At 59.6% G+C, this 25,923-nt stretch carries 26 protein-coding genes; 10 read left to right on the top strand and 16 right to left on the bottom strand.

Going from position 1 to position 25,923, the window contains the following annotated elements:
* Nucleotides 1-138 precede the first annotated feature (138 nt).
* From H096_RS07860 to H096_RS07845, 4 genes are all read right to left on the bottom strand, one after another.
* Nucleotides 139-1,233: a polyamine ABC transporter substrate-binding protein gene (locus tag H096_RS07860; RefSeq protein WP_033897598.1), complete on the bottom strand. Its 1,095-nt coding sequence runs from the start codon at nucleotides 1,231-1,233 to the stop codon at nucleotides 139-141.
* 197 nt (nucleotides 1,234-1,430) lie between these two features.
* A complete protein-coding gene (locus H096_RS07855) occupies nucleotides 1,431-2,795 on the bottom strand; it encodes an aspartate aminotransferase family protein (protein ID WP_016978998.1) in 1,365 nt (454 codons plus the stop codon).
* A 58-nt stretch (nucleotides 2,796-2,853) separates the two neighbouring features.
* Nucleotides 2,854-4,212: a glutamine synthetase family protein gene (locus tag H096_RS07850; protein ID WP_028618371.1), complete on the bottom strand. Its 1,359-nt coding sequence runs from the start codon at nucleotides 4,210-4,212 to the stop codon at nucleotides 2,854-2,856.
* A gap of 79 nt (nucleotides 4,213-4,291) precedes the next feature.
* The gene (locus H096_RS07845; protein WP_033897563.1) at nucleotides 4,292-4,531 is read right to left on the bottom strand and encodes a hypothetical protein; all 240 of its coding nucleotides are present in this window, start codon (nucleotides 4,529-4,531) and stop codon (nucleotides 4,292-4,294) included.
* Nucleotides 4,532-4,809: 278 nt separating this feature from the next.
* Here H096_RS07845 and H096_RS07840 point away from each other — a divergent pair, with 278 nt between their 5' ends.
* Both H096_RS07840 and H096_RS07835 read left to right on the top strand, forming a co-directional pair.
* Entirely contained in the window at nucleotides 4,810-6,186 is a 1,377-nt protein-coding gene (locus H096_RS07840) for a glutamine synthetase family protein (protein ID WP_003213894.1), read from the top strand.
* A 98-nt stretch (nucleotides 6,187-6,284) separates the two neighbouring features.
* Complete coding sequence (locus tag H096_RS07835) at nucleotides 6,285-6,923, top strand: TetR/AcrR family transcriptional regulator (protein ID WP_033897562.1); 639 nt, start codon at nucleotides 6,285-6,287, stop codon at nucleotides 6,921-6,923.
* Nucleotides 6,924-6,959: 36 nt separating this feature from the next.
* On the opposite strand, the gene H096_RS07830 is transcribed toward H096_RS07835, so the two are convergent.
* The 8 genes from H096_RS07830 to H096_RS07795 all read right to left on the bottom strand — a co-directional run bounded on the left by H096_RS07830 (nucleotide 6,960) and on the right by H096_RS07795 (nucleotide 14,116).
* Complete coding sequence (locus H096_RS07830) at nucleotides 6,960-7,175, bottom strand: TOBE domain-containing protein (RefSeq protein ID WP_003213899.1); 216 nt, start codon at nucleotides 7,173-7,175, stop codon at nucleotides 6,960-6,962.
* 28 nt (nucleotides 7,176-7,203) lie between these two features.
* Entirely contained in the window at nucleotides 7,204-8,010 is an 807-nt protein-coding gene (ssuB, locus tag H096_RS07825) for an aliphatic sulfonates ABC transporter ATP-binding protein (protein ID WP_016978995.1), read from the bottom strand.
* Nucleotides 8,007-8,795: an aliphatic sulfonate ABC transporter permease SsuC gene (gene ssuC / locus H096_RS07820; RefSeq protein WP_016978992.1), complete on the bottom strand. Its 789-nt coding sequence runs from the start codon at nucleotides 8,793-8,795 to the stop codon at nucleotides 8,007-8,009. Before ssuC ends, ssuB begins: the two co-directional genes overlap by 4 nt.
* Nucleotides 8,796-8,803: 8 nt before the next feature.
* Complete coding sequence (gene ssuD / locus H096_RS07815) at nucleotides 8,804-9,952, bottom strand: FMNH2-dependent alkanesulfonate monooxygenase (RefSeq protein ID WP_033897561.1); 1,149 nt, start codon at nucleotides 9,950-9,952, stop codon at nucleotides 8,804-8,806.
* Nucleotides 9,953-9,977: 25 nt separating this feature from the next.
* Nucleotides 9,978-10,946, bottom strand: a complete 969-nt coding sequence (locus H096_RS07810; RefSeq protein WP_016978990.1) for a sulfonate ABC transporter substrate-binding protein — start codon at nucleotides 10,944-10,946, stop codon at nucleotides 9,978-9,980.
* A gap of 95 nt (nucleotides 10,947-11,041) precedes the next feature.
* A complete protein-coding gene (gene ssuE / locus H096_RS07805; protein ID WP_015886424.1) occupies nucleotides 11,042-11,635 on the bottom strand; it encodes an NADPH-dependent FMN reductase in 594 nt (197 codons plus the stop codon).
* A 196-nt stretch (nucleotides 11,636-11,831) separates the two neighbouring features.
* A complete protein-coding gene (locus H096_RS07800) occupies nucleotides 11,832-12,470 on the bottom strand; it encodes a peroxiredoxin (RefSeq protein WP_033897560.1) in 639 nt (212 codons plus the stop codon).
* Between the two features lie 272 nt (nucleotides 12,471-12,742).
* Nucleotides 12,743-14,116, bottom strand: coding sequence for an OprD family porin (locus tag H096_RS07795; RefSeq protein ID WP_033897559.1), 1,374 nt, complete (start codon nucleotides 14,114-14,116; stop codon nucleotides 12,743-12,745).
* A gap of 370 nt (nucleotides 14,117-14,486) precedes the next feature.
* Here H096_RS07795 and tauA point away from each other — a divergent pair, with 370 nt between their 5' ends.
* The gene (tauA, locus tag H096_RS07790; protein ID WP_033897558.1) at nucleotides 14,487-15,473 is read left to right on the top strand and encodes a taurine ABC transporter substrate-binding protein; all 987 of its coding nucleotides are present in this window, start codon (nucleotides 14,487-14,489) and stop codon (nucleotides 15,471-15,473) included.
* Nucleotides 15,474-15,512: 39 nt separating this feature from the next.
* On the opposite strand, the gene argA is transcribed toward tauA, so the two are convergent.
* Entirely contained in the window at nucleotides 15,513-16,814 is a 1,302-nt protein-coding gene (gene argA, locus H096_RS07785) for an amino-acid N-acetyltransferase (protein WP_016978985.1), read from the bottom strand.
* A gap of 136 nt (nucleotides 16,815-16,950) precedes the next feature.
* Nucleotides 16,951-18,099: an acetylornithine deacetylase gene (gene argE / locus H096_RS07780; protein WP_033897557.1), complete on the bottom strand. Its 1,149-nt coding sequence runs from the start codon at nucleotides 18,097-18,099 to the stop codon at nucleotides 16,951-16,953.
* 158 nt (nucleotides 18,100-18,257) lie between these two features.
* On the opposite strand from argE, the gene H096_RS07775 reads away from it, so the two are divergent.
* Nucleotides 18,258-19,625 carry a CYTH domain-containing protein gene (locus tag H096_RS07775; RefSeq protein WP_033897556.1) on the top strand — a complete coding sequence of 456 codons (1,368 nt, stop codon included), beginning with the start codon at nucleotides 18,258-18,260 and terminating at the stop codon, nucleotides 19,623-19,625.
* Between the two features lie 19 nt (nucleotides 19,626-19,644).
* Here the strand turns inward: H096_RS07775 and H096_RS07770 are convergent, their stop codons facing one another.
* A complete protein-coding gene (locus tag H096_RS07770; protein ID WP_033897555.1) occupies nucleotides 19,645-20,115 on the bottom strand; it encodes an Lrp/AsnC family transcriptional regulator in 471 nt (156 codons plus the stop codon).
* 127 nt (nucleotides 20,116-20,242) lie between these two features.
* Here H096_RS07770 and H096_RS07765 point away from each other — a divergent pair, with 127 nt between their 5' ends.
* The 6 genes from H096_RS07765 to H096_RS07740 all read left to right on the top strand — a co-directional run bounded on the left by H096_RS07765 (nucleotide 20,243) and on the right by H096_RS07740 (nucleotide 25,497).
* Nucleotides 20,243-20,581, top strand: coding sequence for a hypothetical protein (locus H096_RS07765; protein WP_033897554.1), 339 nt, complete (start codon nucleotides 20,243-20,245; stop codon nucleotides 20,579-20,581).
* Between the two features lie 83 nt (nucleotides 20,582-20,664).
* A complete protein-coding gene (locus tag H096_RS07760) occupies nucleotides 20,665-22,344 on the top strand; it encodes a GspE/PulE family protein (RefSeq protein WP_033897553.1) in 1,680 nt (559 codons plus the stop codon).
* A gap of 77 nt (nucleotides 22,345-22,421) precedes the next feature.
* The gene (locus tag H096_RS07755; protein ID WP_010207363.1) at nucleotides 22,422-23,342 is read left to right on the top strand and encodes an SPFH domain-containing protein; all 921 of its coding nucleotides are present in this window, start codon (nucleotides 22,422-22,424) and stop codon (nucleotides 23,340-23,342) included.
* A 10-nt stretch (nucleotides 23,343-23,352) separates the two neighbouring features.
* The gene (locus tag H096_RS07750; RefSeq protein WP_033897552.1) at nucleotides 23,353-23,799 is read left to right on the top strand and encodes an NfeD family protein; all 447 of its coding nucleotides are present in this window, start codon (nucleotides 23,353-23,355) and stop codon (nucleotides 23,797-23,799) included.
* Between the two features lie 69 nt (nucleotides 23,800-23,868).
* Nucleotides 23,869-24,183, top strand: a complete 315-nt coding sequence (locus H096_RS07745; RefSeq protein WP_003176799.1) for a DUF2388 domain-containing protein — start codon at nucleotides 23,869-23,871, stop codon at nucleotides 24,181-24,183.
* 174 nt (nucleotides 24,184-24,357) lie between these two features.
* Nucleotides 24,358-25,497: a DegT/DnrJ/EryC1/StrS aminotransferase family protein gene (locus H096_RS07740; protein WP_033897551.1), complete on the top strand. Its 1,140-nt coding sequence runs from the start codon at nucleotides 24,358-24,360 to the stop codon at nucleotides 25,495-25,497.
* A 42-nt stretch (nucleotides 25,498-25,539) separates the two neighbouring features.
* On the opposite strand, the gene gcvH is transcribed toward H096_RS07740, so the two are convergent.
* The gene (gene gcvH, locus H096_RS07735) at nucleotides 25,540-25,923 is read right to left on the bottom strand and encodes a glycine cleavage system protein GcvH (protein WP_033897550.1); all 384 of its coding nucleotides are present in this window, start codon (nucleotides 25,921-25,923) and stop codon (nucleotides 25,540-25,542) included.

Genomic DNA, 25,923 nt, shown 5'->3' with positions numbered 1-25,923 from the left:
ATAGTTGGGCCTTAAAGTTGTTGCCCGGCAACAAAACCGGCGCGCAACTTACCCTCGATAAACCGATCCGGCAAAACTTTCTGTCATTTAATTGTTTCGATAACCACCGCGCCAGGCGCGGTGGTTAACAAAGACCGGTTATTTCCCGGACTTGATCTTGGTCCAGCTGCGTGTCATTTCACGCTGGGTGGCAGCCGGCAGGTCAGCAATGGCATAGAGCTTGGCCTGTACGTCCGCTGGCGGGTAGATGCCCGGGTCGCTGGTGATTTCTTTGTCGACCAGTGCGGTGGCCTTCTCGTTACCGTTCGGGAAGTGCACGCTGTTGGTGATCGCCGCCATGACTTCCGGTTTGAGCAGGTAGTTCATGAACTTGTAGGCGGCGTCGACGTTCTCGGCATCTTTAGGGATGGCGACCATGTCGAAGAAGCTGCCAGCGCCTTCTTTCGGAATGTCGTAGGCCACCTTGACCTTGCCACCGGCTTCAGCCGCGCGGGACTTGGCCTGTTCGATGTCACCCGAGTACCCCACGGCCACGCAGATGTTGCCGTTGGCCAGGTCGGAGATGTACTTGGACGAGTGGAAGTAGCCGATCGAAGGACGGATTTTCAGGAACAGGTCTTCAGCCTGCTTCAGGTCGGCCTTCTTCTGGGTGTCGGTCGGCAGGCCCAGGTAATGCAGCGCTACCGGCAGCATTTCGGTTGGCGAATCGAGGAAGCTCACGCCGCAGCTTTTCAGCTTGGCGATGTTCTCTGGCTTGAGCAGCACGTCCCACGAATCGATCTTGTCCACGCCCAGCGCGGCCTTGACCTTCTCCGGGTTGTAACCGATACCGATCGAACCCCACATGTACGGGAAAGCGTGCTTGTTGTCCGGGTCGCTGACCGACACGGCTTTGAGCAGGGATTTGTTCAGGTTGTCGTAGTTGGACAGCTTGGACTTGTCCAGCTCCTGGTAGACACCGGCCTTGATCTGCTTGGCGAGGAAGTTGTTCGACGGTACGACGATGTCGTAACCGGACTTGCCTGCCAGCAACTTGGCTTCCAGGGTCTCGTTGCTGTCAAAAACGTCGTACACCACTTTGATGCCGGACTCTTTTTCAAAGTTGGCGATGGTGTCCGGTGCAATGTAGTCGGACCAGTTGTAGACGTGCAGCACTTTATCGTCAGCCTGGGCCGCGCCCGCCATTGCGCCCATCAGGGACAAGGCGAGGAGGGTCTTGCCAGCGTTCTTCAAACCTAATGCCTTCATTTGGTGATGCTCCAATTTTTTCTTTTTTGGGCCACAAGCTTCATATGTTTCGAGGCCCAGCCAAAGGGCAACAAAACAGGGCGACAGTCTGGCAAGTTCGAGGGCCGGCTTTCAACCAATGCCCCCATTTTTATAACCACTCAGACGCAGCGCCCGAAGCCGCTGCGTTCTGAGCCTAGCACTTAGCCCTGCAATGCCGCCAAAGTCAGGTCCAGGCACTGGCGAGCCTTGGTCACCAGCTCGTCGATTTCTGCCTTGCTGATCACCAGCGGTGGCGAAATGATCATGGTGTCGCCCACGGCGCGCATGATCAGGCCATTTTCGAAGCAGAACGTACGGCAGATCATGCCGACGCCCTTGCCTTCGTAACGCTTGCGGGTGGCTTTGTCCTGCACCAGTTCAATGGCACCGAGCATACCCACACCGCGCACTTCGCCCACCAGCGGATGATCCGCCAATTCCCTCAGACGTTTCTGCAAATACGGTGCCGTTTCGTCGTGGACACGGTTAACGATTTTTTCATCGCGCATGATGCGGATGTTTTCCAGCGCCACCGCGGCGGCAACCGGGTGACCGGAATAGGTGAAACCGTGGTTGAAATCACCGCCTTCATTAAGCACGTCCACCACTTCATCGCGCACGATCAGGCCGCCCATGGGGATGTAGCCCGAGGTCAGGCCCTTGGCGATGGTCATCATGTGCGGCTTGAGGTCGTAGAAGTCGCTACCGAACCACTCACCGGTACGACCGAAACCGCAGATCACTTCGTCGGCGATGAACAGGATGTCGTACTTGGCGAGGATTTCCTTGATGCGCGGCCAGTAGGTGGCCGGCGGTACGATCACGCCACCGGCGCCCTGGATCGGCTCGGCAATGAAGGCACCGACGTTGTCCACGCCCAGTTCCAGAATCTTTTCTTCCAACTGGTTGGCAGCCCACACGCCGAATTCTTCGGGGCTCATGTCGCCGCCTTCGCCAAACCAGTAAGGCTGGGCGATGTGAGTGATGCCAGGGATCGGCAAGTCGCCCTGCTCATGCATATACGTCATGCCGCCCAGGCTGGCGCCGGCCACGGTGGAACCGTGGTAGCCATTCTTGCGGCTGATGATGGTTTTTTTGTTTGGCTGGCCCTTGATCGCCCAGTAGTGGCGGACCATGCGCAACATGGTGTCGTTGCCTTCGGAGCCGGAACCGGTGAAGAACACGTGGTTCATGCCGGCGGGTGCGATGTCGGAAATGGCCTTGGCCAGTTCCAGCACCGGCGGGTGAGCGGTCTGGAAGAACAGGTTGTAGTACGGCAGTTCTTTCATTTGCTTGGCGGCGGCGTCAGCCAGTTCATCGCGACCGTAACCGATCGCCACGCACCACAGGCCGGCCATGCCGTCGAGGATCTTGTTGCCTTCGCTGTCCCACAGGTAGACGCCGTGGGCTTTGGTGATGATCCGTGGGCCTTTCTCTTTCAATTGCTTGAAGTCGCTGAACGGCGCCAGGTGATGATCGCTGCTCAAGGCTTGCCATTCACGGGTTTGCGGGTTGTTGCTGGACATACCAATCTCCTAGACTTTTCAGTGAAGGGCGCGCCGTTTAAAGGGCGCGCCCGGCGCATCAGACGGCGAAGAGCAGGAATTCCCGCTCCCACGAACTGATCACGCGCTTGAAGTTTTCATGCTCGGCCCGCTTGACCGCGACGTAGCCTGTGATGAATTTCTGACCCAGGTATTTCTCGATGGTCTTGCTGTTTTCCATGCGTTCCAGGGCGTCTTCGATGGTCAACGGCAGGCGCAGGTTGCGTCGCTCGTAACCACGACCCACCACTGGCGCGCTCGGGTTATGGCCTTCGACCATGCCGATGTAGCCGCACAACAAGCTGGCGGCAATCGCCAGGTATGGGTTGGCGTCGGCGCCCGGCAGGCGGTTTTCCACACGGCGGTTCTGCGGGCCGGCATCCGGTACACGCAGGCCGACGGTGCGGTTTTCTTCGCCCCATTCCACGTTGACCGGCGCCGAGGTGTCGGGCAGGAAGCGGCGGAACGAGTTCACGTTGGGGGCAAACAGCGGCAGCAATTCAGGGATGAATTTCTGCAGGCCACCAATGTGGTTGAGGAACAGCTGGCTCATGGTCCCGTCTTCATTGGAAAAGACGTTCTTGCCGGTGGCGATGTCGATGATGCTCTGGTGCAGGTGCATCGCGCTGCCAGGCTCGCCGGTCATGGGCTTGGCCATGAAGGTGGCGGCCACGTTGTGCTTGAGCGCGGCCTCACGCATGGTGCGCTTGAACACCAGGATCTGGTCGGCCAGGGACAGTGCATCGCCGTGACGGAAGTTGATTTCCATCTGCGCGGTGCCGTCTTCGTGGATCAGGGTGTCGAGGTCCAGCTCCTGCAGTTCGCACCAGTCGTAGACGTCTTCGAACAATGGGTCGAATTCGTTGGCGGCTTCTATAGAGAAGGACTGGCGACCGGTTTCCGGGCGACCGGAACGGCCAATCGGCGGTTGCAGCGGGAAGTCCGGGTCTTCGCAGCGTTTGGTCAGGTAGAACTCCATCTCCGGCGCCACGATGGGCTGCCAGCCGCGGTCGGCATAGAGCTTGAGGACTTTCTTGAGCACGTTGCGCGGCGACAGCTCGATCGGGTTGCCTTGCTTGTCGTAGGTGTCGTGGATCACCTGGGCGGTAGGCTCGATGGCCCAGGGCACCAGGTACACCGCGTTCTGGTCGGGGCGGCAGATCATGTCGATGTCGGCAGGGTCGAGCAATTCGTAGTAGATGTCGTCTTCGACATAGTCGCCGGTCACGGTCTGCAACAGAACGCTCTCGGGCAGGCGCATGCCTTTCTCGGCGATGAACTTGTTGGTCGGCGAGATCTTGCCCCGGGTGATGCCGGTGAGGTCGCCAATCATGCATTCGACTTCTGTGATCTTGTGGTCTTTCAACCAATCGGTGAGCTGGTCGAGGTTGTTACTCATAAATGCCTCTGGGCTGGGTTTCCTGGCGTCCGTTAAAGGCCAGGCGTTGGTTGACGCAGCATCCGCGTCGTTTTTTCGTTCAGGGTAGGAGCTTACCTGCCATTTGCTGCAGCGTTGCATTCCTCACGCCAAAGTTGTGCGCAATCTTGAGCAGCATGCGAGGCGCAGGCCGTTCGGTGGCAAATGAGGAGGCAAAAAAGAGGTCGGCCCGTGCGTCAAGAATATTGGCCGGTGCGCGGGCATTCACGCGGGAGGAAAGTACGGATGACACAGCCTGGCTGAAGCAGGCCAAGACGCCGTTGGGCGGCAGGTGAAACATGAAGCACCCCGGTATTATTGCTGTTATGGGTTTGAATCGAGCTTAGCCTTGTTCATTTTTTTACACAACACCCCCGTAAAAAATACAACACGGGCCGCTCAAGCCTGCTAGTCCCAAGTCCCTCAAACCCGAAAAACCGCCCCAAAAAGCCCCAAAAAAGCCATCGCAGCGCTTTTTTAGGGCAAAAAAGGCCTCGCTTGACTTCGGCATGCCGTTCGGGTTGACTGAAACCAGAAAAGATCAATGATTGATATTTTTAACAACAAAGGTGTTGCATCATGTCGGTACCCCCGCGTGCCGTTCAGCTTAACGAAGCGAACGCGTTCCTTAAGGATCATCCTGAGGTTCTGTACGTAGACCTTCTAATTGCGGATATGAATGGTGTGGTGCGCGGCAAGCGCATCGAACGCACCAGCCTCCACAAGGTTTACGAGAAGGGCATTAACCTGCCTGCCTCTTTATTTGCCCTGGATATCAACGGCTCTACGGTGGAAAGCACCGGTCTGGGCCTGGACATCGGTGATGCTGACCGAATCTGTTATCCGATCCCCGACACCCTGTGCAATGAGCCGTGGCAAAAGCGCCCTACCGCGCAACTGCTGATGACCATGCACGAACTTGAAGGTGAACCTTTCTTCGCCGATCCGCGCGAAGTGCTCCGCCAAGTTGTAAGCAAATTTGACGACCTCGGTCTGACCATCTGCGCAGCCTTCGAGCTTGAGTTCTACCTGATCGACCAGGAGAACGTGAACGGCCGCCCACAACCGCCCCGCTCGCCGATCTCCGGCAAACGCCCGCACTCGACACAGGTCTACCTGATCGACGACCTCGACGAATACGTCGACTGCCTCCAGGACATCCTGGAAGGTGCCAAAGAGCAAGGCATCCCGGCCGACGCCATCGTCAAGGAAAGTGCCCCGGCGCAGTTCGAAGTGAACCTGCACCACGTCGCCGACCCGATCAAGGCCTGCGACTACGCGGTACTGCTCAAGCGCCTGATCAAGAACATCGCCTACGACCATGAGATGGACACCACCTTCATGGCCAAGCCTTACCCAGGCCAGGCAGGCAACGGTTTGCACGTACACATCTCCATTCTGGACAAGGACGGCAAGAACATCTTTGCCAGCGAGGATCCCGAGCAGAACGCCGCATTGCGTCACGCGATCGGCGGTGTGCTCGAGACCCTGCCCGCCCAAATGGCGTTCCTGTGCCCCAACGTCAACTCCTACCGTCGTTTCGGCGCACAGTTTTACGTGCCGAACTCGCCGTGCTGGGGCCTGGATAACCGCACCGTGGCGATCCGCGTACCGACCGGCTCGTCCGATGCCGTACGTATCGAACACCGCGTGGCCGGCGCCGACGCCAACCCTTACCTGCTGATGGCTTCGGTCCTGGCAGGCGTGCACCACGGCCTGACCAACAAGATCGAGCCTGGCGCACCCGTGGAAGGCAACAGCTACGAGCAGAACGAACAGAGCCTGCCGAACAACCTGCGCGATGCCCTGCGTGAGTTGGATGACAGCGAGGTGATGGCCAAGTACATCGATCCTAAATACATCGATATCTTCGTCGCCTGTAAGGAAAGTGAGCTGGAGGAGTTCGAACACTCCATCTCCGACCTTGAGTACAACTGGTACCTGCATACCGTCTAAACGGCGGCTGCAATAAAAGAATGCCGCAGGCTGAATGGCCTGCGGCATTTTTTATGGTGTTCTCTAATACAATGCCCGCTGCCTTGTAGGAGACTTCCATGACCACCCGCCCCGCCGCCCCTCGCAAACCCCGCGCCCGCAGCCAGGCCCGGATCGACGCGATCCTCGACGCCGCCCGCACTTTGCTGGCCGCCGAAGGCGTGGCGAGTTTGTCGATCTATAGCGTGGCCGAGCGGGCGCAGATCCCGCCGTCGTCGGTGTATCACTTTTTCGCCAGTGTGCCGGCTTTGTTGGAAGCCTTGACCGCTGACGTTCACGGCGCATTTCGGGCCGCTATCCAGGCGCCCATCGACCATGACTCACTCAAGCATTGGCGCGACCTGTCCTGCATCGTCGAGCAGCGCATGCTCACGGTCTACGATCAAGATGCCGCTGCTCGCCAGTTGATCCTGGCCCAGCATGGGCTGACGGAAGTGACCCAGGCGGATCGTCAGCACGATCTGGAATTGGGCGATTTGATGCTCACGGTGTTCAACCGTCACTTTGAAGTGCCGACGCTACCGAATGATGTGGACGTGTTTGCGTTGGCCCTGGAGTTGAGCGACCGCGTGTATGCACGCTCGGTGCATCAGCATGGGTTGATCACGCCGCGTATGGCGGAGGAAGGGATGCGGGTGTTTGATGCGTATGTGGGGCTGTACCTGCCGCCCTACCTGTCCAAACGCACACAACTGTAGGTGCCGGTTTGCCGGCCCCTACAGGAGGTAGCGAGATCACAACTTGGCGATCGACACCTCGGTGGATTTCACAAAGGCAATCACTTCACTGCCAATCACCAGTTCCAGCTCTTTGACCGAGCGGGTAGTGATCACGGATGTCACGATGCCGGACGCAGTCTGCACGTCGATTTCCGACAGCACGTCGCCTTCGACGATTTCCTTGATGGTGCCTTTGAACTGGTTACGCACGTTGATCGCTTTAATAGTCATGTCGTTCTCTCTTCGTAGGACAAGTGAGTTATTGAGCCCAGCGCAATTGCGTAGGCAGCGGTGAAACAGGTTCAGGTTCCGGCGGTGAGCCCGGCAGGGACAACACACGGTTGAGCACTTCAGCTTCCAGTGCGGCCAGGCGATGTGAGCCGCGGGCGCGTGGGCGTGGCAGGTCGACGATCAGGTCCAAACCGATTTCGCCGTCTTCGATCAGGATCACCCGGTCGGCAATCGCCACGGCTTCGCTGACGTCGTGGGTGACCAGCAACACTGTGAAGCCGTGCTTTTGCCAGAGGTTTTCGATCAGTTGCTGCATCTCGATACGGGTCAAGGCATCCAGCGCACCCAACGGCTCATCCAGCAGCAGCAAGCGCGGCTGGTGGATCAGCGCACGGGCCAAGGCCACGCGTTGCTTCTGCCCGCCGGACAGCGCCGCTGGCCATTCATTGGCGCGCTCGGCCAGGCCGACCGCTTCCAGGGCTTCCAACGCTTTGGGGCGCCAGTTGCCTTTAAGGCCCAGGCCGACGTTGTCGATGATCTTTTTCCAGGGCAGCAGGCGCGCCTCCTGGAACATCAACCGCGTGTCTTCAATCGCTTCGCTCAACGGCGCGGAACCGGCCAGCAGTTCGCCGCCGCTGGCCTTATCCAGGCCGGCCAGCAGGCGCAGCAAAGTACTTTTGCCGCAACCACTGCGCCCGACCACTGCTACGAATTGCCCGGCCGGAATATGCAGGTCGATGTCCTTGAGCACTTCGCGCGCACCAAAGGCCTTGCGCAGCTTGCGAACCGCGAGGGGAATGCCCTTGAGCAGGCGCGGGGGTTGTTGAGCTGTCATGCCGCACCTCCTTTATTCACTTGATACGCCGGATGCCAGCGCAGCCACACACGCTCCAGACCACGCGCCGCCAGATCGGCCAGCTTGCCGAGGATCGCGTACATGACAATGGCCAGTACCACCACGTCGGTTTGCAGGAATTCGCGGGCGTTCATCGCCAGGTAACCGATACCGGAACTGGCGGAGATGGTTTCCGCCACGATCAGCGTCAGCCACATGAAACCCAGGGCAAAGCGCACGCCCACCAAAATCGATGGCAGCGCGCCCGGCAGGATCACCTGCCGGAACAGGCTGAACCCGGACAAGCCGTAGCTGCGCGACATTTCCACCAGCGCCGGGTCGACGTTGCGGATGCCGTGGTAGGTGTTGAGGTAAATCGGGAACAGCGTGCCGAGGGCGACCAGGAAAATCTTCGCCGTCTCATCAATGCCAAACCACAGGATCACCAGCGGAATCAGCGCCAAATGCGGCACGTTGCGGATCATCTGCACCGAACTGTCCAGCAGGCGTTCGCCCCACTTCGACAGGCCGGTGATAAAGCCCAGGGCCAGGCCGATACTGCCACCAATCACGAAACCCAGGCCCGCGCGCCAGCCACTGATGGCCAGGTGAGTCCAGATTTCGCCGCTGGCAACCAAGTGGACACCGGCGGCGATCACGGCACTGGGTGCCGGCAGAATGCGGGTCGACAACCAACCCGCCGACACCGACAGCTGCCACACCGCGAGTAACAAAATCGGCAGCACCCAAGGCGCCACGCGATGACTCAATTTTTCATAGTTCATGGGCTGCCTCAGCTCGCCGACGCAGCTTTGGGAAGGATGTCGTTGGCGACCATTTCGCCGAACGGGCTGACGTAACCGGCGCTTTTCGGCAGCTCGGGACGTTCGATATCCAGGTGTGGGAACAGCAGCTCCGCGACGCGATACGACTCTTCCAGGTGTGGATAACCGGAGAAAATAAAGGTGTCGATGCCCAGGGCGGCGTATTCCTTCACGCGTGCCGCCACGGTTGGGCCATCACCCACCAGCGCGGTGCCTGCACCGCCACGCACCAGGCCGACGCCGGCCCACAGGTTGGGGCTGACTTCCAGGTTGTCGCGGCTGCCGCCGTGCAACGCGGCCATGCGTTGCTGGCCTACCGAGTCAAAGCGCGACAACGAGGCCTGGGCGCGGGCGATGGTGTCGTCGTCCACATGGGAGATCAATTTGTCGGCGGCTTTCCATGCCTCTTCGTTGGTTTCACGAACGATCACATGCAAGCGAATGCCGAAGCGCAGGGTACGGCCGAGGTTCTCGGCCTTGGCCCGCACCTGTGCGATCTTTTCCGCAACGGCGGCAGGCGGCTCACCCCAGGTCAGCACCATTTCCACTTGCTCGGCCGCCAGGTCCTGGGCCGCCTCGGAAGAACCACCGAAGTACAGCGGCGGACGCGGTTGCTGGATCGGCGGATACAGCAGCTTGGCGCCTTTGACGCTGATGTGCTCACCGTCGTAATCCACGGTTTCGCCTTCCAGCACACGGCGCCAGATGCGCGTGAATTCCACCGAGGCCTGATAGCGCTCTTCGTGGCTGAGGAACAAGCCGTCGCCGGCCAATTCTTCCGGGTCACCCCCAGTGACCAGATTGAACAAGGCACGCCCGCCGGACAGTCGGTCCAGGGTCGCGGCCTGACGCGCGGCCACCGTCGGGGAAATGATCCCGGGGCGCAGGGCAACCAGGAATTTCAGACGCTGGGTCACCGGGATCAGCGAGGCCGCCACCAACCACGAGTCTTCGCAGGAGCGGCCGGTAGGGATCAGCACCCCGCCGAAACCCAGACGGTCAGCGGCCTGGGCCACTTGCTGCAGGTAACCGTGGTCGACGGCGCGAGCGCCTTCGGCGGTGCCAAGGTAATGGCCGTCGCCGTGGGTAGGCAGGAACCAGAAAATATTGAGGCTCATGGAGTTGTCTCCTGAAGAAATCGGATTACGGCGCTTTGGCCACGGCGGCGGGGGGTGTCCAGATCACGTCCTTGATGTTCAAGGGCTTGGGGATCAATTTGAGCTGGTAGAAGCTGTCGGCAATTTTCTGCTGGGCGGCCACCACTTCTGGGGTCAGGAACAGCGCGCCGTAGCCTTGGCGTTTCACCGAAGTCAGGGTGATGTCGGCTGGCAAACCGAGCAGAGGTGCGACTTGTTCAGTCACTTCCTGCGGGTTGGCCTTGGACCATTCGCCCACGGCGCGCACTTCTTCGATCAGCGCCTTGACCACTTCAGGGTGTTTTTCAGCGTAAGGCTTGGTCGCCAGGTAAAACTGGTGGTTGTCCGCGATACCGGTGCCGTCACGCAGGGTGCGCGCTTGCAGTTGTTTCTCGGCGGCGGCCTGGTACGGGTCCCAGATGACCCACGCGTCCACGCTGCCGCGCTCGAAGGCCGCACGCGCGTCGGCGGGCGGCAGGAACACGGTCTGCACATCGGTGTATTTCAGGCCGGCGTCTTCCAGGGCACGCACTAGCAGGTAATGCACGTTGGAGCCTTTGTTCAGGACGATTTTCTTGCCCTTGAGTTCGGCCACGGATTTGATCGGTGAGTCTTTCGGCACCAGGATCGCTTCGCTGGTCGGTGCAGGTGGCTCGTAGGCGACGTAGAGCAAGTCGGCACCGGCGGCCTGGGCGAAGACGGGCGGGGTTTCGCCGGTGACGCCGAAGTCGATGGAGCCGACGTTCAGGCCTTCGAGCAATTGCGGGCCGCCAGGGAACTCGGTCCACTGCACGTTCACACCTTGGGCAGCCAGGCGTTTTTCCAAGGTGCCCTTGGCCTTGAGCAGCACCAGCGTGCCGTACTTCTGATAACCGATCCGCAGGGTCTCGGCGGCTTGGGCTTGAACAATGGCGCCGAAGGACACAGCCGCAGCAAACAGTGCGACCAGACCACGACGCAAGATGACAGTGCGCATGGCGCTCTCTCCAAATAATGCGTTCAGGGGGTTGGCTGCACCTGCTTGGCCGTTGGCGGCTGAGTAAGGTGAGTTTTTTTACATTTCGGTGTGGCTTAAATGCTCCAGCGAGCACTCAACAAACGTTCATTCAACACATGGGGGTCCAGCGGTTTCGGGCGACGGGCCATGGCGCCGTAGAGCGTTTCCAGGGCTTCGTGCAAACGGTGTTCAAGTACCGGCACCAGTTGCGCCTGGGCGCTGCCTTCGCCGTAGGCGATCTGGCTGTCTTCGGCAAAGATGCCGTGGAGCAATTCCTGGGCCTTCAGCGCCGACAGCACCGGCTTCAAGGCATAGTCCACCGCCAGCATGTGGGCGATGCTGCCACCGGTAGCCATCGGCAACACGATCTTGTGGGCCAGGGCGCGCTCGGGCAGCAGGTCCAGCACGGTTTTCAGCGCACCGGAAAACGAAGCCTTGTACACCGGCGTGGCGATCACCAGGCCGTCAGCGTTAGCCACTTGCTGCAACAGGTCGATGACCTTGGGGCTGTCGAAGCGCGCATGCAGCAGGTCTTCAGCCGGGAAGTCCCGTATCTGGTAACTCACCACTTCTACGCCTTTGTCTTGCAACCACTGACGGGTTTTATCCAGCAACACCCCGGAGCGGGAACGCTGGCTGGGACTGCCTCCAAGTGTTACGACCAACATGCAGGAATTCCTTGAGCAGGTGTCGGCGGTTCGCTGTGTGGCGATGGCGCCAAGATAGAACAGACCTTATCAGCAGATTCATATATCTTTAAATCTTATTTTTTCATGTGTTTATTCTTTAAATGCATATACGAGATATGAAATCTCAGGCGAAAAAAAAGGCCGTCGAAACGGCCTCAAAACCCCTGCTATGTGATCAGCGATTCGGTTGTGGCGTGAGGCGCAGGTACGGCTTCACCGCGCGATACCCCTTCGGAAAGCGTTTCTTGATCTCTTCCTCATCCTTGAGCGACGGCACGATCACCACTTCATCACCGTCCTGCCAGTTGGCGGGTGTGGCGACCTTGTGGTTGTCGGTCAGCTGCAACGAGTCGATGACCCGCAGGATTTCGTGGAAGTTGCGCCCGGTGCTGGCCGGGTAGGTGATGGTCAGGCGGATCTTCTTGTTCGGGTCGATCACGAACAAGGAGCGCACCGTGAGCGTGTCACTGGCGTTGGGATGGATCAGGTCGTACAGGTCGGACACTTTACGGTCGGCGTCGGCCAGGATCGGGAAGTTGACGAGGGTGTTCTGGGTTTCGTTGATGTCTTCGATCCACTTGTGGTGCGAATCCACCGGGTCGACCGAGAGGGCGATGGCCTTGACGCCACGCTTGGCGAATTCGTCCTTGAGCTTGGCGGTGAAGCCCAGCTCGGTGGTGCACACCGGGGTGAAATCCGCCGGGTGGGAAAACAGCACACCCCAGCTATCGCCCAGCCATTCGTGGAAACGAATCTTGCCGGCGCTGGAATCCTGTTCGAAGTCGGGGGCGATATCGCCCAGTCTTAGGCTCATGGTGTGGCTCCTGGTGAGTGCTTATGGAGCCCACTGTGCATGGATTGTGGATTATTTAAAAAGAATAAATATCGATTTATCTAGACGATAAAGGAATATTAAAAATCTGTTCATTGGACGTATCCGAAGGCGAGGAGCACCATCGTTTCCAAGGTTCGAGAAGGCCTTGAGACGCTGTACAAAGAGGGGTTCAGGAAGGGCTTGCGGGGGTTTAGCCCGACTTGGAAGTAAAACACCTTGCTCGGTGTTGCACCGGGCAAGGTTTTACGCAGTTACTTGAACGCGTAGGTGTAGCTTACGATGACGCGGTTTTCGTCCTGATCGCGCGCGGCGGCAACATCGTTGCGCCACATAGCGTTTTTCCAGGCCACGCCAACGTTTTTGAACAGGCCTTCTGGTACGACGTAGGCAACAGTGATGTCACGCTCCCACTCGGACTGGCCGGTGAACTCAGCGCGGGTGCTGTTGACGGTGTCAATGTCAGTACCTTTGAGGTACACAACACCAGCGGTCAGGCCAGGCACGCCAACCTTGGCGAAGTCGTAGGAGTAGCGAGCTTGCCAGGTACGTTCGCCAGCACGGGCGAACTTGGCGATCTGCATGTCAGTGGTCAGGTAAGCGGACGAACCGTCGCCTTGGTTCAACCAAGGGAAGTCGCTGCTACCGTTGCTGACTTGGTAACCACCACCGAAGGTGTGACCGGCAACGGTGTACAGAAACAGACCGCTGTACAGGTTGTTATCAACCTTGCCGCGACCGGAGTTCACACCGCTGTAGTTGCCCGACGAGAAGTAGGCGGATTCGTGACCGTTCTTACCGTCGTCGGAGCTGTTGAAGTAACGCAGGTCAGACTTCAGCACGCCCGGGCCGATTGCCCAGTTGTGAGTCAGGCCCAGGAAGTGTTGCTTGTAGAAATCTTCCAGGTTGCCGTAGTAGTACTGTGCAGTCAGGTCCTTGGTGATCTTGTAGTCACCACCGGCATAGTAGAACTTGTTGCTGTCACGCCAGTTGGCGCCACGGGAGTTGGCACCCGAGATCGACAGGTTGTCGACGTTGCTGGAGTTACGACCTTTGGCTTTTTCGATCTGACCCGCAACCAGCGTCAGGTCTTTGTTGAGATCGTTGGTAGTGATCTGGCCGCCTTGGAAGGTCTGCGGCAGCAGACGACCGTCGTTGGTCACGATAACCGGCAGTTTAGGCTGCAGGGTACCCAGCTTCAGCTCGGTCTGGGAGATCTTGGCTTTGGCAGTCAGGCCCAGGCTCGAGTAGTTATCAACGGCTTCGCCATTGGACTTGCTCGGGAACACAGTGCCGCCGTAGGAGGACGCAGTGGCGCCGTTGGTGCCGCCGCCGGAATCCAGGCGAACGCCCAGCAGACCGATTGCGTCAAGGCCGAAACCTACGGTGCCTTGGGTGTAACCGGAGATGAAGCGCAGGTCGAAGCCTTGGCCCCACTCTTCCTGCTTGCTCTGAACACCGGCGCGCTTGTTAGCAGCAGTGCCAGCAGCCGAGTCACGGTTGTCCGTGTTGATGTAAAAGTTACGCAGACCCAGTGTTACTTTGCTGTCATCGATGAAACCGGCAGCGCCTGCTTGCTGAGCGATTGCGCCCAGGGCTACAGCCAGTGCCAAGGTGGACTTCTTCATGTACCGCTCTTCTCATTTCTAATTTTTGTATTTCTTTGGTCTCGGGTCTGACGCCCTCGATCCACAGATGCGCGATTAGCGCCAGATAGTGACTACCAAGTCAATCGTAACCTTGTGTGTCTACTACCTTCGTCTAATCGCAGTTGATTTGGTCCCTGCAGGGTAATGAGTTTTTCATACACCCAAAAAGAATTGTTTCATTCTTTTTCATACGATTTGGGAATAAGGCTTTTGATGATGCGGACCCGTCAGGGTAGACGAACCGCTCCATAAGCTAATTCCTAAAGGGTATTTGTTAGCGCTTTTTTAGATCGATTAGTGTGGCCGTACTGTTGCATACGTCACCCACGATCAAAAAGGCGACGCCATCATGGCCAAACGCACATCCTCCCGTCAATTTGTTACAGTTTTTGTGTCACTAATACTTTCTTTTGGTGTCAAAGCCGCCGATTTAACCATCGGCTACCAAACCGGCATTGACCCCAGCAAAGTCCCACAGGCCGACGGCCTCTATGAGAAGGCCATCGGGGAAAAAATCGCCTGGCGCCGGTTCAACAGTGGGCCGGAAGTCGTCACCGCCATTGCCTCCGGCGATGTACAGATCGGCAACCTCGGTTCCAGCCCCCTTGCGGCGGCGGCTTCACGGAATCTACCCATCGTCGCGTTCATCGTATCGGCCCAGATCAATACTTCTGAAGCATTGGTGGTGCGTAACGGCAGCCACATTGACGCACCCCAGGATTTGATCGGCAAAACCATCGCCACGCCATTCGTCTCAACCTCTCATTACAGCCTGCTCGGCGCGCTGAAGCACTGGGGACTGGACACCAAGCAGGTCAAGGTGGTGAACCTGCAGCCAGCCGAAATTGCCGCCGCGTGGAAACGCGGCGATATCGACGGTGCCTTCGTGTGGTCGCCAGCTTTGGGAGAAATCCGCAAGACCGGCAAGACCCTGACAGACGCGGCCCAGGTGGGTCAGTGGGGTGCGCCAACGTTTGAGGTGTGGGTAGCGCGTAAAGATTTCGCGGAAAAACATCCTGACGTAGTGGCCAAGTTTGCCAAGGTCACCCTGGATTCGTTTGCCGGGTATGCGGCCCATAAAGACGGTTGGACGGTGGATTCCGAGCCGGTGCAAAAAATCGCGAAACTGACAGGCTCGAATGCTGCCGACATTCCGGAGCTGTTGGCCGGCACCACCTTCCCCGATGCCCAGGCACAGCAAACTGACGCGCTGCTTAAAGGCGGTACGGCAAAGGCGATTGGGGAGACGGCGAAGTTCTTGAAGGAACAGGGGAAGGTTGAAGCGGTGTTGCCTGACTATTCGGCCTTTGTGACCGATAAATTCATCAAACCCTGACATCTGTAGGCGCCAGGATGGCGCCTACAGAATGGAGTGTTACAGGGCCTTCTCAAAAATCTTCGAATTACGCTGATAGTTGTACAGCGACGCCCGCGCCGACGGCAGACGATCCACGCTGCTCGGCACAAACCCCCGCTCACGGAACCAGTGGGCGGTGCGGGTGGTGAGCACAAACAAGGTCTTCAACCCCTGCGCACGGGCACGGGCCTGGATGCGCTCCAACAGCACATCGCCACGTGCGCCATGACGGTATTCCGGGTTCACCGCCAGGCACGCCAGCTCACCGGCGTCCGAATCCGCGATCTGGTACAGCGCCGCACAAGCGATGATCATGCCTTCGCGCTCCACCACGCTGAACTGCTCGATCTCACGCTCCAGCACTTCCCGCGAACGGCGCACCAGGATGCCCTGCTCTTCCAACGGGCTGATCAGGTCGAGCAACCCACCCACGTCTTCAATCGCGGCTTCGCGCACCTGCTCGAATTGTTCCTGGGCCACCAGCGTACCGCCGCCGTCGCGGGTGAACAGTTCGGTGAGCAGGGCACCGTCTTCGGCGTAGCTGACAATATGACTGCGCCCTACCCCACCCCGGCACGCTTCGGCGGCCGCATCGAGCAGTTCAGCCTGATAGTTGCTGCTGCCCAGGCGTTGCAAGTGAGCCGGCACTTGTTGTGGGCGCAGCTCGCGGACCAGGCGACCGTTCTCATCGATCAGGCCCATGTCTGCGCCAAACAGCAACAGCTTGTCGGCACCCAGGTCGATGGCCGCGCGGGTAGCGACGTCTTCGCAGGCCAGGTTGAAGATTTCACCGGTCGGCGAGTAGCCCAACGGCGACAGCAGCACGATAGAGCGTTCGTCCAACAGACGGTTGATGCCCTTGCGATCGACGCGGCGCACTTCGCCGGTGTGATGGTAGTCCACGCCGTCCAATACGCCGATGGGGCGTGCGGTCACGAAATTACCGCTGGTTACCCGCAGGCGCGAGCCCTGCATCGGCGACGAGGCCATGTCCATCGACAGGCGCGCTTCAATGGCGATGCGCAGGTGGCCGACCGCGTCGATCACACACTCCAGCGTCGCCGCATCAGTGATGCGCATGCCTTCGTGATAAGTCGGGATCAGGCCACGTGCTTCAAGGCGCACTTCAATCTGTGGCCGCGAACCGTGGACCAGCACCAAGCGCACGCCCAGGCTGTGCAGCAGCACCAAGTCGTGGACGATATTGCCGAAGTTGGGATGCTCTACACCGTCGCCAGGCAGCATGACCACAAAGGTGCAGTCGCGGTGGGCGTTGATGTAAGGGGACGCGTGACGAAGCCAATTAACATAGTCGGGCATAAAACCTGGGCCTGTAATAAAAAGCAGCCGAAAAAGGATGAATCGTGAAAGCGCACAGCGGGCTGATGGTTATCGTCGGAACAGGCTTGGCGACACGCTCACTCTCCTTTCTATGTACGAACAGGTTGGGGTTAATTTATGCAGGTTTCAGGCAGTAATGTTCGATCAGTTCCCGCAATAGACGCACTGTAGGCGTCAAGCGTGACATTTCGAGGTACTCGCCCGGTTGGTGGGCGCAGGCGATATCGCCAGGGCCGAGCACCAGGGTTTCACACCCAAGGCGCTGAAGATAAGGCGCTTCGGTGCCGAACGCTACTGCTTCGGCACGATGGCCGGTCAATCGTTCCGCCACCCGCACCAGTTCGGCATCTTCGGGCTGCTCGAAAGGTGGCACCTCGGGGAACAGCGGCGCGTAATCGATCTTGACCTGATGGCGCTCGGCCAAGGGCACGAGCTTCTGCCGGATAGCGTCGCGCAGTACTTGCGGGTCCATGCCCGGCAGCGGCCGCAGGTCGAACTCCAGGGAACACTGGCCGCAGATGCGGTTGGGGTTGTCGCCACCGTGGATGCAGCCGAAGTTCAGGGTCGGCTGCGGCACACTGAATTGCGGGTTGCGGTACTCGCGCTGCCAGGCCAGCCGCAGGCCGCGCAGTTCGCCAATGGCGTCGTGCATGGCCTCGAGGGCGCTGTGGCCCAGGCTGGGATCCGACGAATGGCCGCTTTGGCCGAGGATGTCGATGCGCTCCATCATTACGCCTTTGTGCAGGCGGATCGGCTTGAGCCCGGTCGGCTCGCCAATCACCGCTGCGCGGCCCAGCGGGCGCCCCGCCTCGGCCAATGCGCGGGCGCCGGACATGGAGCTTTCTTCATCGCAGGTGGCGAGGATCAACAGCGGCTGCTTGAACGGCTGGTCCAGCAACGGCAGCACCGCCTCGATGGCCAGGGCGAAAAAGCCCTTCATGTCGCAACTGCCCAGTCCTACCCAACGACCGTCGACTTCCGTCAGCTTGAGCGGATCGGTCTTCCACAACGCGGCGTCATAGGGAACGGTATCGCTATGGCCTGCCAGCACCAGCCCGCCGGGGCCACTGCCGTAACTGGCCAGGAGGTTGAACTTGCCGGGGCTGACTTGTTGGATGTCGATGGCAAAACCCAGGTCGCCCAGCCAACTGGCGAGCAAGTCGATCACCGGGCGGTTGGTCTGGTCGAGAGAGGCTTGGGTGCAACTGACCGACGGCGCGGCAATCAGCGCGGCGAACTGCTCTTTCATGGACGGTAATGGCATGCGCGGCCTCTCGACTTCCCGGATGAGCCCCACTATAGAGCCATCTGCACGACACAATAAACCGTTGCGGCACGTTGCCGGGCTCAGTCCTGTACACTGCACGACCTTGGCAGCCACTCTTTTCCCCGGCTGCGCTCCCGATCCTGGATGTACCGGCCATGCAAAAAGAAACTGAAATCAAGCTTCGCGTCAGCCGCGAGACCCTCGCCGCGCTGCGTGAGCACCCGCTGCTGAAAAAACGCAACAAAAGTGGCTGGGAACGCCGTGAGTTGATGAACCAGTATTTCGACACCCCCGAGCGCGACCTGGCCCAGGCCAAAGTCGCCCTGCGCCTGCGCAAGGACGGTGACGACATCATCCAGACCCTCAAGACCCGTGGCCAAAGCGTCGCCGGCTTGTCGGAACGCAACGAGTACAACTGGGAACTGCCTAAAGCCAAGCTCGACGTGAAGAAACTCGACGGCGAATGCTGGCCCGAGCAACTGGCCGAGCTGGACAAAAAGACCCTCAAGCCGATCTTCACCACCGACTTCGTGCGTGAACGCGCCGAAATCGCCTGGGGCCGTGGCAAGGCCAAGGTGGTCATCGAAGCCGCCCTGGACCTGGGCCACGTGGTGGTCGGCAAGCAAAAAGAAGAAATCTGCGAGCTGGAACTGGAACTGCGCGAAGGCGAACCGGCTGCACTGCTGGAGTTGGCCGCCGAACTGGCCGCCACCCTGGCCCTGATGCCGTGCGATATCAGCAAGGCCGAGCGCGGCTACCGCCTGTACGACGCCAGCAGCTATTCCCTGAGCCTGCCGGCGCCGCAGATCCACGCTGAAATGCCGCTGGACGACGCCTTCGCCGCCATCATGTGGCACCTGCTGGGCAGCAGCCAGCGCCTGGCTGAGCAATACCGTTTCAATGGCCACTGGCGCCTGTTGCAAGACTGGGTCGACAACCTTGGCGAACTGCGCGCCCTGATCGGCAGCCTCGGCCAAGCCGCGCCACGCCAATCCACCAGCGAACTGCGCAGCGCACTGGATGCCCTGTTGGAAGACTGGCGCCCACTGGTACAAGCCGGTGACGACGACGAAGACATTCGCAAAGCCGCACCGGAACAATTCGCCGAAGAACTGGAAGACGTGCGCTGGGGCCTGTTCTCACTGAACGCTTCGCGCTGGCTGATGGCCCGTACCTGGACCGCCGACCGCAACGTACGTGGCAACCGCCAAGGCGCTGCGCAAATCACCAACTGGCTGCCACGCCTGCTGGCCGACGACGCCGTCGCCCTGCAACTGCCGCGTTACCAGCAACAGCCGGAAGACCTGGCCGAGCAGCTGCCGCGCATCGAACGCATCCAAGCCTGGTTGCACCATGCACGTCAGGTGGTCGACATCCCGGAGCTGGACCGTCTGTACGGCGAGCTGAACAAGTTGGCGCAACTGGCCAACCAGCCGATCACCGATGAGTCGCTGGATGCGCGGATGCATCAAGCGATTGCGGTGTATCAGAACCGTGCGTGGAAGACGCTGCTGCGTCTGTAAAATCGCTGTCTCCAGCCTGTCAGCGCAATACTGGCAGGCTGGTGGTGGACTTGATCTCCGACAACGCCACAATCGAATTGACCTCCTGAATCCCCGGCACCATCGACAACTTCTCGAAGAAAAACCGCTCATACGCCTCGATGTCCGAGGTGACGATGCGCAGCAGAAAATCCACCGCCCCCATCAACACATAACACTCCAGCACTTCCGGAAACCCGCGAATCGCGTCAGTGAACTCGGTGAAGTTGGAGCGGCCGTGGGCGTTGAGTTTGACCTCGGCGAAAATCTGCGTGTTGAGGCCGATCTTCTTGCGGTCCAGCAACGTCACCTGACCGCGAATCACCCCCTCTTCCTTGAGACGTTGAATACGCCGCCAGCACGGTGACTGGGATAAACCGACCTGCTCGGCGATCTGCGCGCTGGACAGCGAGGCGTCCTCTTGCAGCAGGGCCAGGATACGGCGGTCGTAGACGTCCAACTCGCTGTGCATACAAATTCCTTTAATAACGCTTATTTTGAATTGATCAATTCGATTAAATCCGAAACAGGCTCATCTTAGATAAGAAATCTCTGTTGGCGAATGTAAAAATTCCTTCAGTCGAATCTGGAGCTTTCCCATGCACGCCGTCGAAACCACTCACACTGTTACCCGCGTCGATGCGTGGGCCGTCACCAGCGTTCATTGCCAGGCGCACTACCGGATCGTCGCCGAGGCGGAGCCTGATCTGTTATGCCGGGTCCTCAACTATTTCGCGCTGCAATTCCTCACGCCGCGACAGGTCACGGTGAATCGGAAAGATGACGTGCTGAACATCGACATCGTGATGGATGGCCTGAGCTGGCACCGCGCCCAAGTGGTCGGTGAAAAGATTCGAAACCTGATCAGCGTGTGCACGCTGGATATGTGGTCTGCTGATTCCGTGGGGCCTCAAGCGGTGGTGGCGGTCGCCCAGTAAAAGCCTGCAATACACGCTGGGAGGCAGATACTCATCGGCTGGCTAGCCTGGGATTTACACCCACTGCCCCCAGGAAAACCTTCATGCCGGTTGATCAACGATTGGAACTGCATCAGCTGTTGCCGGCTTTGGTCGAAGGGCGGCTGATCACGCCTGAACTCGCCCAACGCTTGTCGGCATTGCCGGCCAGCAACACTCAGCACCCCTTGGAGAGCATCGCAGCCCAAGGCCCGTGCCTGGAAACCCTGACCGAATGGCTCGCCCAACAGGCCGGGCAACCCTATCTGCGCATCGACCCGTTAAAGATCGACGTGGCGACGGTGGTGCCGCTGATGTCCCACGCATTCGCCCAGCGTCACGCCATCCTCGCGGTGGCGGTGGATGCGCAAACCGTCACGGTCGCCAGCGCCCAGCCCCATGTCAGCAGCTGGGAAGCCGGGCTCTCGCAGGTGCTCAAGCGTTCGATCACGCGCGTGGTCGCCAATCCCCAGGATATTACGCGCTGCATCGGTGAGTTCTACCGGCTGGCGAAGTCCGTCAGCGGCGCCGATCAGAAGGTCGCGGCGCCTGGCAATGTCGACCTGCTCAACCTGGGCGCCAGCGACCAGGAGCCGGATGCCAACGACGCGCACATCGTCAATATCGTCGATTGGCTACTGCAATACGCGTTCGCCCAGCGCGCCAGCGATATCCATATCGAGCCCTGCCGTGAACAGGGGCGTGTGCGCTTTCGCATCGACGGGCTGCTGCACGACGTCTATCAGTTCCCGGCCCAGGTAACGATGGCGGTGGTCAGCCGCCTGAAAAGCCTGGGTCGCATGAACGTGGCAGAAAAACGCAGGCCCCAGGACGGCCGGGTCAAGACCAAAAGCCCGGCGGGCGCGGAAGTTGAACTGCGCCTTTCCACCTTGCCCACGGCGTTTGGCGAGAAGCTGGTGATGCGGATTTTCGACCCGCAGGTGCTGCTCAAGGGCTTTGACCAGCTGGGTTTATCGGCGGATGACCAGCAACGCTGGCAATCCATGACGCGCCAGACCCACGGCATCATCCTGGTGACCGGCCCGACCGGTTCAGGCAAGACCAGCACGCTCTACACCACGCTCAGGCAACTGGCGACCCGGGAGGTCAACCTGTGCACCGTGGAGGATCCCGTCGAGATGGTCGAACCGGCGTTCAACCAGATGCAGGTGCAGCACAACATCGACCTGACCTTCGCCAGCGGCATCCGCGCCCTGCTGCGCCAGGATCCGGACATCATCATGATTGGCGAGATCCGCGACCAAGAGACCGCCGAAATGGCGATCCAGGCCGCACTGACCGGGCATCTGGTGCTGTCGACCTTGCATACCAACGACGCGCCCAGCGCCATCAGCCGCTTGCAGGAACTGGGCATTGCTCACTATTTGATCAAGGCCACACTGTTGGGGGTGATGGCACAGCGGTTGGTGCGGGTTTTGTGTCCTCACTGCAAGCGGACGCTGGGTGGGGTCAATGAGGCGGTCGGATGCGTGGAATGTCGACACAGCGGTTATCGGGGCCGAGCCGGTGTGTACGAAATCATGGTGCTCAACGAAGCGCTCAAGACGCTGATCACGCCCGGCGCCGATGTGCAGGCGCTGCGCCAGGCGGCGATTGCCCAAGGCATGTGCAGCCTGCGCATGGCCGGCCTGCAAAAGGTCGAGGCGGGGCAGACCACGATGGCGGAAGTATTACGAGTAACGCCTGGGGATTCGGTAACAAATCCTTTGTTTGATCAGCAGTGAAACCGTTCTTATCGGTGACAACACCGTTACAATCGGCCCAACGTCGTTTCACTGACACATTCAGATAGGGAATCGCTATGCAGATCGGAACCGTATTGCTTCTTTTCGTGGGCTTGGCCATCGCCATCCTGTTCATGGGCTTCAAGGTCGTCCCCCAGGGTTACCAGTGGACAGTCGAGCGTTTCGGCCGCTACACCAACACCCTCAAGCCTGGCCTGAACATCATCATCCCGGTCATGGACCGCATCGGTCGCAAGATCAACGTGATGGAAAGCGTGCTGGATATCCCGCCCCAGGAAGTCATCACCGCCGACAACGCCACCGTGCAGATCGACGCCGTGTGCTTCTTCCAGGTGGTCAACACCGCCCAGGCCGCGTACGAGGTAAACAACCTCGAACACGCCATCCGCAACCTGCTGCAAACCAACATCCGTACCGTGCTCGGTTCCATGGAGCTGGATGCCATGCTCAGCCAGCGTGACGGCATCAACGAGAAACTGCTGAAAACCGTGGACGAAGCCACCGCGCCATGGGGCATCAAGATCACCCGTATCGAGATCAAGGACATCAGCCCACCTGCCGACCTGATGGCCGCCATGTCGGGCCAGATGAAAGCCGAACGGATCAAGCGTGCGCAAATCCTTGAAGCTGAAGGCTTGCGCGCCTCCGCGATCCTGACCGCCGAAGGCAAGAAGCAGGCGCAAATCCTGGAGGCCGAAGGTAGCCGGCAGGCGGCATTCCTTGAGTCCGAAGCCCGTGAGCGTCAGGCCGAAGCAGAAGCCCGCGCGACCCAGGTGGTGTCGGAAGCGATTGCGTCGGGCAACGTGCAGGCGGTCAATTACTTCGTCGCGCAGAAATACATCGATGCGCTGGGCAAGCTGGCATCGGCCAACAACAGCAAGGTCATCCTGATGCCGCTGGAAGCCAGCCAGGTGATCGGTGCGGTTGGTGGTATCGGCGAGATCGTCAAGGCAACGTTCGACAACAAGAAAGGCTGAGGCCAGCGCCATGTGGGATTTCCTGCAGCATCTGTCGTTTTGGGATTGGCTGGCGCTGGGTACGGTGTTGTTGATCCTTGAGGTATTCGGCGCCGGTGGTTACCTGCTGTGGATGGGCATCGCGGCGGCGGCCGTGGGGGTGATCAAGTTTTTGGTGCCACCCTTGGGGCTAGAGTGGCAACTGCTACTGTTTGCCGTGCTGTCGATCGTCACAGCCGTGTATTGGTGGAAGCGCCAGCGCAGCAGTGCCAAGGTCAGCGACCAGCCGGGGCTGAACGAGCGCGGCTCGGAGCTGATCGGCCGCACCTTCGTGGTGCATCAGGCGATTGTGGACGGCCGGGGCAAGGTAAAGGTGGGTGACGGCGTGTGGATGGTCACTGGCCCGGACAGCCCCGTAGGCGCTCAAGTCCGGGTAGTTGGCCAGGAAGGTGTGGTGTTAAGGGTTGAAACTGTTTAGTCAGTGATGGAACTCGGTTGGACTAACTACAATCATAAAGTACAGATAACCCACCCGGAGTCACCCATCATGCGTCTTAAATATGCTGTCGCAACCCTTGCTGTGCTTTCCCTCCCTGTCGGTTCAGCCATGGCCGACAGTTTCTGGCGCAACGTCATCTCGTCTGGCGCCACTACCGGCTCGACGTACCTGACGTTCAAAGACCACAAGCTGGTGGTCGCCGCACAAGACGACGCAGGCAGCTTTGTTGCCAGCGATGGCGGCATCCGTGGCCCGTACCTGGAAGCGGCGATGCAGAAAGTCCGCGCCGATAACCCTGGCCTGCAAGCCACGGATATGGAGCTGGCAAACGCCATCCTCGCGAAAAACGCCGTTACCGAGTGATCCCATCACTTTGAAAAGTGCCGCTTTTAAGCGGCATTTTTTTGTCCACGTTTTTACCGTCAGCATGACAATTCATTCACGGGCGACAGGCTATATTCAGTCAAGCCGTGCAACCATGCCGGTGCTGATACCTCGCTTACTCATCGCCAATCTGAAACGGATGCCTTCGTCGTCATGAGCCAACAGCCCTTCCTGCCGTTCTCCAAACCCACCATCGATGAAGCCACCATCTCGGCGGTCGGCGATGTACTGCGCTCAGGCTGGATCACCAGCGGGCCGAAAGTGCAGGCATTCGAAGCTCAGTTGTCGGAATACTTTGGCGGCCGGCCGGTGCGCACCTTCAACTCGGGCACCTGCACCATGGAGATTGCCTTGCGCATTGCCGGCATCGGGCCGGGTGATGAAGTCATCACCACACCGATCTCCTGGGTGGCCACGGCCAACGTGATCCTGGAAGTCGGCGCCACGCCGGTGTTTGCCGATATCGACCCGGTCACCCGCAACATCGACCTGGCCCAGGTGGAGGCGGCGATTACCCCGCGCACCAAGGCGATCATCCCGGTTTACCTGGCCGGTCTGCCCCTGGACATGCCGATGCTGTACGCACTGGCAAACAAGTACAACCTGCGTATCGTCGAGGACGCTGCCCAGGCATTGGGTTCAAGCTGGGATGGCGAGCGCATCGGCGCCACCGGTGATTTCGTGTCGTTCAGTTTCCAGGCCAACAAGAACATCACCTCTTCAGAGGGCGGTTGCCTGGTGTTGAACAACGCCGAAGAAGCGCGTCTGGCCGAGAAGTATCGCCTGCAAGGCGTCACCCGTACCGGCTTCGATGGCTTGGATGTAGATGTGCTGGGCGGCAAGTTCAATATGACCGACATCGCCGCCGCCATTGGCCTGGGGCAGTTTGCCCATATCGAGAAGATCACCGCGCATCGCCAGAACCTGGCGCGGCACTACCTCAAGTGCTTTGGCAGTGATTTTGAAGCGTTGTACGGCGCACAACTGCCACCGGCCGACTTCGAAAACAGCAACTGGCACCTGTTCCAACTGGTGCTGCCAGAGCGTCAGGACGGCCTGCCAGCCCGCGCCACCTTCATGGAGCAGATGCAGGCCCACGGCGTCGGCATTGGCTATCACTACCCGCCGATCCACCTGCTGAGTCTTTATCGGGCACAGGGCTTCAAGGAAGGCATGTTCCCGGTGGCAGAAAAGGTCGGTCGTTTGATCGTGTCGTTGCCGATGTTCACGGCGATGACGGAGGCGGATGTGGAGCGGTCGGTAGCGGCAGTGAAAGCGGTTCTACAGCGCTGAAAGCACATTGCGGGAGCCGGATAACCGGCTCCCGCAACAGAATCACTCGCCGATGGCGGCTTTGTAGCCAGCAGCATCCAGCAGTTTTTCCAGATCAGCCGGATTGCTCGGCTTGAGCTTGAAGATCCACGCGCCGTACGGGTCGGAGTTCAGCAGCTCAGGGCTACCGCTCAGCTCTTCATTGACGGCAATCACTTCGCCTGCAACCGGAGCGTAGATGTCCGAGGCGGCCTTCACCGACTCAACCACACCCGCTTGGCCGGCAGCGTCAAACTGCGCGCCCACTTCGGCCAACTCGACAAACACCACATCACCCAACGCTTCCTGAGCATGGTCGGAAATACCGACGGTCACGGTGCCGTCAGCTTCCAGGCGTGCCCATTCGTGGCTTTCGGCAAAACGCAGGTCGGCAGGGATATCGCTCAT

The organism is Pseudomonas sp. FH1 (genome assembly GCF_000510895.2).
GTDB classification, from domain to species: Bacteria; Pseudomonadota; Gammaproteobacteria; order Pseudomonadales; family Pseudomonadaceae; genus Aquipseudomonas; species Aquipseudomonas azotoformans_A.
The sequence above is the reverse complement of the archived record's forward strand: the minus strand, read 5'-3'. Positions and strand labels throughout refer to the sequence as shown.

Coding starts and splice junctions, on each gene's coding strand:
- H096_RS07850 (WP_028618371.1), bottom strand. CDS start 4,212: ATGAGTAACAACCTCGACCAGCTCACCGATTGGTTGAAAGACCACAAG.
- H096_RS07740 (WP_033897551.1), top strand. CDS start 24,358: ATGAGCCAACAGCCCTTCCTGCCGTTCTCCAAACCCACCATCGATGAA.
- ssuB (WP_016978995.1), bottom strand. CDS start 8,010: ATGACAGCTCAACAACCCCCGCGCCTGCTCAAGGGCATTCCCCTCGCG.
- H096_RS07765 (WP_033897554.1), top strand. CDS start 20,243: ATGCACGCCGTCGAAACCACTCACACTGTTACCCGCGTCGATGCGTGG.
- argA (WP_016978985.1), bottom strand. CDS start 16,814: ATGCCCGACTATGTTAATTGGCTTCGTCACGCGTCCCCTTACATCAAC.
- H096_RS07845 (WP_033897563.1), bottom strand. CDS start 4,531: ATGTTTCACCTGCCGCCCAACGGCGTCTTGGCCTGCTTCAGCCAGGCT.
- H096_RS07855 (WP_016978998.1), bottom strand. CDS start 2,795: ATGTCCAGCAACAACCCGCAAACCCGTGAATGGCAAGCCTTGAGCAGC.
- gcvH (WP_033897550.1), bottom strand. CDS start 25,923: ATGAGCGATATCCCTGCCGACCTGCGTTTTGCCGAAAGCCACGAATGG.
- H096_RS07745 (WP_003176799.1), top strand. CDS start 23,869: ATGCGTCTTAAATATGCTGTCGCAACCCTTGCTGTGCTTTCCCTCCCT.
- H096_RS07810 (WP_016978990.1), bottom strand. CDS start 10,946: ATGCGCACTGTCATCTTGCGTCGTGGTCTGGTCGCACTGTTTGCTGCG.
- H096_RS07795 (WP_033897559.1), bottom strand. CDS start 14,116: ATGAAGAAGTCCACCTTGGCACTGGCTGTAGCCCTGGGCGCAATCGCT.
- tauA (WP_033897558.1), top strand. CDS start 14,487: ATGGCCAAACGCACATCCTCCCGTCAATTTGTTACAGTTTTTGTGTCA.
- ssuC (WP_016978992.1), bottom strand. CDS start 8,795: ATGAACTATGAAAAATTGAGTCATCGCGTGGCGCCTTGGGTGCTGCCG.
- H096_RS07835 (WP_033897562.1), top strand. CDS start 6,285: ATGACCACCCGCCCCGCCGCCCCTCGCAAACCCCGCGCCCGCAGCCAG.
- H096_RS07840 (WP_003213894.1), top strand. CDS start 4,810: ATGTCGGTACCCCCGCGTGCCGTTCAGCTTAACGAAGCGAACGCGTTC.
- H096_RS07760 (WP_033897553.1), top strand. CDS start 20,665: ATGCCGGTTGATCAACGATTGGAACTGCATCAGCTGTTGCCGGCTTTG.
- H096_RS07830 (WP_003213899.1), bottom strand. CDS start 7,175: ATGACTATTAAAGCGATCAACGTGCGTAACCAGTTCAAAGGCACCATC.
- H096_RS07750 (WP_033897552.1), top strand. CDS start 23,353: ATGTGGGATTTCCTGCAGCATCTGTCGTTTTGGGATTGGCTGGCGCTG.
- ssuE (WP_015886424.1), bottom strand. CDS start 11,635: ATGTTGGTCGTAACACTTGGAGGCAGTCCCAGCCAGCGTTCCCGCTCC.
- argE (WP_033897557.1), bottom strand. CDS start 18,099: ATGCCATTACCGTCCATGAAAGAGCAGTTCGCCGCGCTGATTGCCGCG.
- ssuD (WP_033897561.1), bottom strand. CDS start 9,952: ATGAGCCTCAATATTTTCTGGTTCCTGCCTACCCACGGCGACGGCCAT.
- H096_RS07800 (WP_033897560.1), bottom strand. CDS start 12,470: ATGAGCCTAAGACTGGGCGATATCGCCCCCGACTTCGAACAGGATTCC.
- H096_RS07755 (WP_010207363.1), top strand. CDS start 22,422: ATGCAGATCGGAACCGTATTGCTTCTTTTCGTGGGCTTGGCCATCGCC.
- H096_RS07770 (WP_033897555.1), bottom strand. CDS start 20,115: ATGCACAGCGAGTTGGACGTCTACGACCGCCGTATCCTGGCCCTGCTG.
- H096_RS07775 (WP_033897556.1), top strand. CDS start 18,258: ATGCAAAAAGAAACTGAAATCAAGCTTCGCGTCAGCCGCGAGACCCTC.